The sequence below is a fragment of the Asprobacillus argus genome (assembly GCF_032248395.1).
In the GTDB taxonomy this organism is placed as follows: Bacteria; Bacteroidota; Bacteroidia; order Flavobacteriales; family Flavobacteriaceae; genus Polaribacter; species Polaribacter argus.
Window position 1 is genome coordinate 257,827 of record NZ_JAVTTO010000005.1, and the last position, 9,270, is coordinate 267,096.

The following is a 9,270-nucleotide window of genomic DNA, read 5'->3' on the forward strand; positions in this document are numbered from 1 at the left end:
CAAATATATAACCGTTTTTAATTTTACCAAAGAAAAAAACAACTTTATTTTAAATAACTTCAGCCACAACAAACGTGCTTCCTCCAATATAAAGAAGGTCGCTTTCTACTGCTTTATTTAAAGCTGCTTCATACGCTTCCTTAACTGATTCATAATCACTTCCTAATAAGTTATATCCTTCTGATTTTTTTCGAAGCTCCCTTTGATCTAATCCTCTTGGTATATCGGGTTTACAAAAATAATAGGTAGCTCCTTTTGGAAAAAAACGAAGCACACTATCAAGTTTCTTATCATTCACCATTCCTAAAACTATATGCAAATTATCAAAATCTTCCTGTCCCAACTGTTTAACAACATACTGTAATCCTTCACTATTATGAGCAGTATCGCAGATCACCTTTGGTCTTTGCTGGAGTATTTGCCATCTCCCTTTTAATTTTGTGTTTTGAGCAACCTTTTTTAAGCCTTCTTCAATATGGTCTTCAGAAATAGTAAAGCCCTGTACACGTTTTAAAGTAGCAACGGCTGTTTTAAGATTTTTGGATTGGCATGCCCCTAATAAGTCCGTCGAGTAATCAAAATCATAATCAGAGGCAACATCTATTTTAGCATTTACACTATCCGCTTTTCTTTTGAAAACTGGCATTACTTCTTCTTGCTCCTCTCCTATAACAACAGGAGTATTTTCTTTTATGATTCCAGCCTTTTCATAAGCTATCTCGGGTAATGTTTCTCCCAAAAATTGTGTATGATCATACCCAATATTCGTGATAACCGAAACTTCTGGAGCTATGATATTGGTCGAATCTAACCTACCTCCTAAACCAACTTCTATAATAGCTATATCCACCGATTCTTTAGCAAAATAACTAAACGCCATTCCTACGGTCATTTCAAAAAAAGACAACCCTTGTTGTTCTAAGAAACTCTTGTAATCATTAATAAAATCTACCACATAATCTCTGGGCACTTCTACTCCATTAATTCTAATCCGCTCCGTGAAATTCTTTAAATGAGGGGATGTGTATAAACCCACGTTATAACCAGCCTCTTGTAAAATACTGGCCATCATATGAGAGGTAGATCCTTTCCCGTTAGTACCTCCAACATGTATGGATTTGAACTGTCTTTCTGGAAAACCAAGCTCTTTAGAAAAAGCCAAAATATTTGTGAGATCTTTTTTAAATGCAGCAACGCCCTGTCTCTGATACATTGGCAGTTGCGAAAACATCCAATCTAAGGTATCTTGATAGTTCATTATTCTGTTAGTGAAAACTTATAAATTATCGTTCCTCTTTGTTTTATCGGTGCATTGTTGTCTGCATTCCATTTAGTCTTTAAAGCTGCTTCTCTAGCAGGTTTCAAGAGGCATTCAGCCGAATTTGTAGTTCCTTTCACTCCTGCAATAGCCTTTATCACTCTACCAGATTTATCAACTTCAATACTCACGACAACAATACCTTCTTCTTCACAATTCGGTTTTCTAATTGGTTTTGAAGTAGCATTTCTTCCTGCTAAATTATAGTTTTTATCGCCATCCGGGCCTCCTTGATTTCCATAATATTTAGAAGAAGACGGATCGCCATTTTTCTTTCCCTTCAGTCCTGGGTTTCTATCATCCCCTTCTCCCTTTGGTTTTCCATCAGATTTATCTCCATTTAATAGATTCTTCAGAGCATCTGTTGTCGCTTTTGAGGGCTTTTTAGGTTTCGGTTTTGGTTTCTCAATCGGCTTGTCTTTTTTTACTTCTTTCTTGGGTGTTTCTTTTTTCTTCTTTTTAGGTTTTTCTACTACAGGAGCTTCTTTATTATCCTGAGTAATCACCTTTTCTTCTACAACTTGCTTTGGAGTTTCTTTTACTTCTTTTGGAGGTGTCTCAACAGCTTTTTTTGGAGTGGTTTTTACTTTTTTAATTACATCTGGTTTTCCTTGACCAACATTTGAATTTCCAAAATTTATGGCGAGACCATATTCTTCTGGTGGATCTAAATATCGCATCCCAAAATTAAAAATCGCAATAATCAACAACAACATAATACTGGTTGTAATCACTGCGGATTTTCTTTTATGTTTTGTCTCAAATACTCGCATTATTTCCCTCCTTTTACAGCAAGAATCATTTTAAGTTTATTCTTATTCGCAATATCAATCACTTTCATTACTTTCTTATAAGGTACATTTTGATCACCTCTAATAACTACTGTTTTACTTTTATCTGTTCCTACTCTCTTTAGTATTTCAAGTTCTAAGTTTCGCTCAGAAACTCTTGCTTTATCAATATAAAAATTTGACTTACTTGTAACCGTAACTGCCACGGATGACTTATTTTCAGTTTTCCCTCCTGCCTTAGGCAACAAAACATCTATTGCACTTACCGTAACCAATGTCGAAGTTAGCATAAAAAAAATCAATAGTAAAAAAACAATATCCGTCATTGACGACATATTGAAATTTGGATTTACTTTATTTCTTCCTCTAATATTCATTATACTGGTTCGTTTAACAGGTCTAAAAATTCGGTAGATTTTGCTTCCATTTGATAAACAACTTTATCTGTTCTCACCACTATATGATTATAAGTAATGTAAGCAATGATACCTACGATTAATCCAGCTACTGTTGTTGTCATCGCTGTATACAAACCATCAGATAACATTTTAATATCTATCTGACCTCCTGAGTTAGCTATTTCATGTATAGCAACAATCATTCCAATTACAGTTCCTAAAAATCCAATCATTGGAGCCGCGCCCGCAATCGTTGCCAGTACGCTTACATTTTTTTCCAGTTGATATATTTCAAGTTTTCCTGCATTTTCAATTGCAGTATTAATATCTTCAAGGGGTTTTCCTATTCGAGAAATACCCTTCCCTATTAATCGAGCAGTGGGAGAGTTAGTGCTTTTACATAATGCGTCTGCCGACTCTAGTTTTCCATTGGAAACATAATCTTTTATTTGATTCATAAAGTTCTTATCAACCTTAGCTGCAGACTTGATTGCGAAAAATCGTTCAAAGTAGATATATAAAGCTATTGTAAGCAATAAGAAAAGAATGCTGATAATAATCAACCCTCCCATACCACTTTCCATAATTAACTTATAGATAGATAATGTTTTTTCTTCAGATAGATTCTCTACAATTTCTTTGCTCTCTTGAATAAATAATAACATTCTGGATTTTTAAAAGTTCTTTAATAGTAACGACTGAATAGTTTATAAATTGTTTCAAAAAAAACCCGAGAAAATCTCGGGTGTATATTTTAGAAAAGTGTTCGGGTGACCATAAAGGCCCCTGAACCTACTATAAAGCCAACTGCTGCTAGCCACGCTATCTTCTTCAAATACCAAAAGAAATCTATTTTTTCCATACCCATAGCTACAACTCCTGCCGCAGATCCGATAATTAGCATACTTCCTCCTGTTCCTGCAGAATAAGCAATAAAGTGCCATAATTCATTATCAATAGGTTCTGAGAACATTCCTAAACTTGCAGCGACCAATGGTACATTGTCAATTACTGCCGATCCAACACCTAATAACATGATTACTAGATCTGAAACACCTGTTCCGTGAAGCTCAGTTCCCATCATTGGTACCGATTCTTTTAAGCCATCAGCAAAATTGAATAGAATTCCTAATGATTCTAAAGCAGCTACAGCCATTAATATTCCTAAAAAGAATAAGATACTAGGCATCTCTATTTTAGATAATGAACTATGAACAGGACTGTGATAAGCATGCTCCTTTGATTCGTCCATAGAAGTGAAATCCGTTAGTGAGAATTTTGTTCTACTGAAAATTTCTGCAAATGTCGCAACAATTGCCAATGACAACATCATTCCTACATAAGGTGGTAAATGCGTTAATGTTTTAAAAATTGGCACAAATACAATCGCTGCTAATCCTAAGTATAGCATTACAGAACTGTACTTCCCAGGCTTTCTTTCCTCTGTTTCACCATCAGCTTCAATCTCTCCCTGAAAAGCCGGTAAAAACGTTGCAATAAAGGTAGGGACAACCATACATAATAGAGATGGTATTAATAGGTACTCTATAAGTCTAAGCGTTGTTACTTTCTTTCCTATCCATAACATAGTGGTGGTTACGTCTCCAATAGGTGACCAAGCTCCTCCCGCATTCGCCGCTATAATAATCAAACCAGCAAACCATATTCTCTCTTCTCTCTTTTTTACTATTTTCTGTAGTATCGATATCAAGACAATTGTAGCAGTAAGATTATCGATAATAGCCGATAGTATGAACGCCAGAATAGCGAATATCCATAATATCTTCTTCTTACTATGCGTTTTTACATAGGTCTTAATGGTAGAAAAGCCATCAAAATAATCAATGATTTCTACAATGGTCATCGCTCCTAATAAAAACACTAAGATTTCAGCTGTTTTCCCTAAATGATGTAATAATGTTTCTTCTACTAAGTGAGTTTTTGCTTCATGGGTTTTAGCTGCAAACCCATCAACTAAGGCATGATTACTTGAATCAAACCAATTGGAAAATGAATCAATTCCTAAAGCCACTATAGCCCAACAAACAGCCATCATGGCTAATGCAGGTATTAATTTATCAAGCTTTAAATTGTGCTCCAGTGTAATGGCTAAATACCCTAGGACAAATACGATAATAATTGCTGATTCCATACGTAAAAGTTTATATTAGTTGTTTTAATGCTATCTCAAATGCAGTCTCACTTATTTTGTTTTTTGACGCATTCTTTTTAAAAGTATCTTGTAAGGCATTTTTAATGGTGTTGGAGGTATCTTCAAATATGGCATCATCAGACATTTCTACTCTTCTTTCCATAAAATATGCAAAAACCCTTGCCATACCACAGTTTGATATAAAATCGGGTATCAAACTAACCTTTTTATCGATATCCTCCATAATGGGTCCAAAAAAGATTTCTTGATCGGCAAAAGGTACATTTGCTCCTGAAGAAATAACCTCTAGTCCCGATTCTATCATTGGGTTTATTTGCTCTTGTGTAATTAATCTAGACGCGGCACATGGCGCAAATATTTCGGTCTGCACATTCCATATTCTTTCATTGATTTCTTCAAAAGAAATCATATTCTCTGCAACTAAGGTATTACCATTCTTGTTTAAGAATAGTTCTTTAATCTCATCAAATGAAAACCCTTCTTCATTGATTATACCACCAACCCGGTCAATAATACCGACTACTTTAGCCCCCATTTGAGCTAAATAGAAAGCAGCAGCTGATCCTACGTTTCCAAATCCCTGAACAACAGCTCTTTTACCCACAACAGAACCTCCATAAATGGAATAATAATGTTTGATGGATTCTGCTACTCCAAAACCTGTAATCATATCAGCTACCGTATATTTTTTAAACACATCTGGTGAGTATTTTTCACTTTCAATCGCTTTAATGACACCATGTCTTAACTGGCCAATCCTATTTATTTTATCGGCCTCGGTTGGCTTAAAATGCCCATTAAAAACACCTTCTTGAGGATGCCATACTCCACTGTTTTCAGTAATCGGAATTACTTCATGAATCTCATCAACATTTAAATCACCTCCTGTTCCATAGTAACTTTTCAACAAGGGCGATACCGCCTGATACCAGCGTTCCAAAACGCCCTTTTTCCTTGGGTCATGTGGGTCAAAATTTATTCCAGATTTTGCACCTCCTATAGCCGGTCCTGAAACCGTAAATTTGACTTCCATGGTCTTGGCTAAGGACATTACTTCGTATTTATCCAGTCCTTTTCTCATTCTGGTCCCACCTCCTGCAGCACCACCTCTTAAAGAGTTTATAACAGTCCAACCTTCTGCCTCCGTTTCTGAATCTTTCCAATTAAAGACAATCTCTGGTTGCTTATTTTCGTACTTTTTAAGTAGTTCTTTCATTAAATAATTGTTTAGTTTTTGTGCCAGATTATAGGCACAGATAAAACAGTACCAAAATAAAAAAAATAAAGTACGTATTACGTATTATTTGGATTAAATATTACACCAGATGAATGATTTTTTTTAGCCCCAGTAACACTTTTTAAACAGTTCACTTTCCCCTCCATTCTAAGCAAACCGAGAAAAGCAAAAATAAGCGCTTCCTTATAATTGATTATTTCTGCCAATGGCTTCTCAAACTGCTGACCTGTATAATGAGTAACTCTCTTCATTAAAAAAGTGTTAAACGCTCCTCCTCCTGTTACTAATATTGAAGATTTTGATTTTAGCACGACACTCAGTTGAATCGCGATGTGTTCTACATAGGTACTCAAAATATCTTGAACTGATATTTTGTAACTATCAATTAACGGAAATATATTTTCCAAAACCCATTCATAACCGAGTGATCTTGGCGGTTCCAATTTGTAAAAATTCAAGTCATTCAATACCTGTAGCAATTCGTTGTATACTTGACCACTTGAAGCTACTCTTCCCGATTCATCGTAAGCCAAGCCTATTTTTTTTGAATAATGATTCAGCACAATATTTACTGGGCAAATATCAAAAGCTATTCGTTCCTTATTCTGATCAAAAGAAACATTGGCAAAGCCTCCCAAATTCAAACAGGCTCCATAATTCGAGAATAGAAATTTGTCTCCAATAGGAACCAACGGAGCTCCTTGACCTCCAAGTAAAACGTCTTGTGTTCTGAAATCACAAACTACACGCGTATTTGTAACGTTCGAAATTTCCTGACCGCTCCCAATTTGCAGTGTTAGTCCTTTTGCTGGTTCATGAAAAATGGTATGTCCGTGTGAGGCGATAAAGTCGACATCCGAAATTTCATAACTCTTTATAAACTCATTTACCGTATTTCCTATGTACTGTGCAAAATCACGGTCCAAGTTCTTAAGGTCCTCTTTCGTTTTATGGATCCCATTCTTCAGTTTTTGATATATCTGATCGGTATATTCGAAGGTATGGCATGCAATAATTTTGTAATCTTTTGAATCTCTTTTATTGAACTTCACATATACCGCGTCTAAACCATCTAGTGATGTCCCAGACATTAATCCTATTATCGATGTTGAATCATCATGCATATCCGTAAAAATATAAAAAGTATATTGAAAATATGCTAGTAAAAAAGTATCTTTGAGGACTTTTTTTACGAATTTAATAATTAACCGTATAATGGATTTTAATCTTACCGAAGAACATTTAATGATTAGGGATGCAGCAAGAGACTTTGCACAAACTGAATTGTTACCTGGAGTTATAGAAAGAGACGAAAAACAAAGCTTCCCTAATGAGCTTGTAAAAAAAATGGGGGATCTTGGATTTATGGGTATCATGGTTGACCCAAAATATGGAGGTAGTGGTATGGATGCTATTTCATATGTATTGATTATGGAAGAGCTTTCAAAGATAGATGCTTCAGCCTCAGTAATGGTTTCTGTAAACAATTCATTAGTATGTTATGGTATCGAAGCTTTTGGTACCGAAGAACAAAAACAAAAATATTTGACAAAACTTGCTACCGGCGAATTTATTGGAGCATTTTGTCTAAGCGAACCAGAGGCAGGTAGTGATGCGACATCGCAAAAAACAACTGCCATAGATATGGGAGATCACTATGTACTAAATGGGACGAAGAATTGGATTACCAATGGAGGTAGATCTGATGTGTATCTAGTAATTGCTCAAACTGATCGTGAAAAAGGGCATAAAGGAATCAACGCTTTTATTGTGGAAAAAGGAATGCCTGGTTTTGATATAGGTCCAAAAGAGGATAAATTAGGAATTCGCGGAAGCGACACGCACACCTTGCAATTTAATGATGTAAAGGTTCCTAAGGAAAATAGAATAGGAGAAGATGGATTTGGATTTAAATTTGCAATGAAAACTTTATCTGGAGGTAGAATTGGTATAGCATCACAAGCATTAGGTATTGCATCTGGCGCATATGAATTAGCGTTAAAATACTCTAAAGAGCGTAAAGCTTTTGGTACGGAGATCTGTAACCATCAGGCTATTGCATTTAAATTGGCTGATATGTACACAGAAATTGAAGCGGCTCGACACCTTGTGATGAAAGCGGCTTGGGACAAAGACCAAGGAAGCAATTATGATCTTTCTAGTGCTATGGCCAAACTATATGCATCTAAAGTGGCAATGGAACATACTGTGGAAGCTGTGCAAATTCATGGAGGAAATGGTTTCGTAAAAGAATACCATGTAGAGCGTTTAATGAGAGACGCTAAGATTACTCAAATTTATGAAGGTACTTCAGAAATTCAGAAAATTGTTATTTCTAGAAGTTTGATCAGAGGGTAATTAACTTTTGATAAAAAAAATCGAAAAGCTCATCATTATGGTGAGCTTTTTTTTATGATAGAAACTCCACATTATATAGGTGTAATCCTGATCCTGGAGCAATATTGGCTAAAGTATCTTTCCTATCTATTTTCTCAATAAGAGATTCTTCAATATCATTTAAGGATAAATTTCCTCTTCCCAATTCCACCAAGGCCCCCATCATCAATCGAATTTGATATCTTAAAAAACCTTTCCCACACACTTTAAGTACAAAACTTTCCTCAGGAAAGAAATTTGCCGTCAGGATATTATTTTCTACTATTTCACAACTATCAATAGTTCGCATAAGAACAGTGTCTTTAGAAGGTTTTGTGCAGTACAGTCCAAAATAATGCGTTCCTGAGAATAATTGTGCTCCCTTTTTCATTTCTTCTACATTTAGCCTACCAAAATCTATTAAAAAAGGTGCTGCATACGGATGATTTTTTCCTGCTGTCGAAAAATAGTAGTGATACTCCTTTATCTTGGGGCTTTGTATAATATTAAACTCTTCATCGGAAATTTCCTCAATGCTGAGCGCTCGAATATCTGCAGGAGAGTTTTTATTAAATGAACTCAGAAATGAAGCATTATCAACTGGTTCGTCTATAAACAATCGAAACGGGTAATCTGTTGAAGATACCTTGGCATCTGTTCTTCCTACTCCAACACTTTTACATCGGATTCCCTTAAATACAAACTTCAACGTTTTATCTAAAATAAAATGTACTGTCTTTAGATTTGGTTGTTTTTGCCAACCATGCAATCTGAAACCTAGATATTGAATTCGAACTAAATACGAATGCTTATAATTCATGCAATAAAAGTAGCTTATATTCTATAAAACAAAAAACCTCATTCTATTAAAAGAATGAGGTTTAAAAAGAAAGGCAGCGACCTACTCTCCCACATAAATGCAGTACCATCGGCGCTATTGGGCTTAACTTCTCTGTTCGGGATGGGAAGAGGTGAGC

The 9,270-nt window shown here is 35.4% G+C and carries 9 protein-coding genes and 1 rRNA gene; 1 reads left to right on the forward strand and 9 read right to left on the reverse strand.

The features are described 5' to 3' along the window. Positions 1–49: 49 nt before the first annotated feature. The 7 genes from RQM59_RS13835 to RQM59_RS13865 all read right to left on the reverse strand — a co-directional run bounded on the left by RQM59_RS13835 (position 50) and on the right by RQM59_RS13865 (position 7,041). Positions 50–1,258, reverse strand: a complete 1,209-nt coding sequence (locus RQM59_RS13835) for a bifunctional folylpolyglutamate synthase/dihydrofolate synthase (RefSeq protein WP_349242713.1) — start codon at positions 1,256–1,258, stop codon at positions 50–52. Then, entirely contained in the window at positions 1,258–2,091 is an 834-nt protein-coding gene (locus tag RQM59_RS13840; RefSeq protein ID WP_349242714.1) for an energy transducer TonB, read from the reverse strand. The genes RQM59_RS13835 and RQM59_RS13840 overlap by 1 nt, the downstream gene beginning before the upstream one ends. Continuing rightward, complete coding sequence (locus RQM59_RS13845) at positions 2,091–2,486, reverse strand: ExbD/TolR family protein (RefSeq protein ID WP_349242715.1); 396 nt, start codon at positions 2,484–2,486, stop codon at positions 2,091–2,093. The genes RQM59_RS13840 and RQM59_RS13845 overlap by 1 nt, the downstream gene beginning before the upstream one ends. Beyond that, positions 2,486–3,172 (reverse strand): MotA/TolQ/ExbB proton channel family protein, encoded by a 687-nt coding sequence (locus tag RQM59_RS13850; RefSeq protein WP_349242716.1) that lies wholly within the window; start codon positions 3,170–3,172, stop codon positions 2,486–2,488. The genes RQM59_RS13845 and RQM59_RS13850 overlap by 1 nt, the downstream gene beginning before the upstream one ends. Positions 3,173–3,261: 89 nt before the next feature. After that, on the reverse strand, positions 3,262–4,659 hold the full coding sequence (nhaD, locus tag RQM59_RS13855) for a sodium:proton antiporter NhaD (protein ID WP_349242717.1): 1,398 nt from the start codon (positions 4,657–4,659) through the stop codon (positions 3,262–3,264). Between the two features lie 10 nt (positions 4,660–4,669). Next, positions 4,670–5,896, reverse strand: coding sequence for a Glu/Leu/Phe/Val dehydrogenase dimerization domain-containing protein (locus RQM59_RS13860; RefSeq protein ID WP_349242718.1), 1,227 nt, complete (start codon positions 5,894–5,896; stop codon positions 4,670–4,672). 77 nt (positions 5,897–5,973) lie between these two features. Continuing rightward, positions 5,974–7,041, reverse strand: a complete 1,068-nt coding sequence (locus tag RQM59_RS13865; protein ID WP_349242719.1) for an anhydro-N-acetylmuramic acid kinase — start codon at positions 7,039–7,041, stop codon at positions 5,974–5,976. A 91-nt stretch (positions 7,042–7,132) separates the two neighbouring features. Between RQM59_RS13865 and RQM59_RS13870 the strand changes: the two genes are divergently transcribed. Beyond that, positions 7,133–8,275 (forward strand): acyl-CoA dehydrogenase, encoded by a 1,143-nt coding sequence (locus tag RQM59_RS13870; RefSeq protein WP_349242720.1) that lies wholly within the window; start codon positions 7,133–7,135, stop codon positions 8,273–8,275. A 52-nt stretch (positions 8,276–8,327) separates the two neighbouring features. Here the strand turns inward: RQM59_RS13870 and RQM59_RS13875 are convergent, their stop codons facing one another. Both RQM59_RS13875 and rrf read right to left on the reverse strand, forming a co-directional pair. Beyond that, positions 8,328–9,113, reverse strand: coding sequence for a tRNA pseudouridine synthase A (locus RQM59_RS13875; RefSeq protein ID WP_349242721.1), 786 nt, complete (start codon positions 9,111–9,113; stop codon positions 8,328–8,330). Positions 9,114–9,181: 68 nt separating this feature from the next. Then, positions 9,182–9,270, reverse strand: a 5S ribosomal RNA gene (gene rrf, locus RQM59_RS13880); the annotation flags it as partial.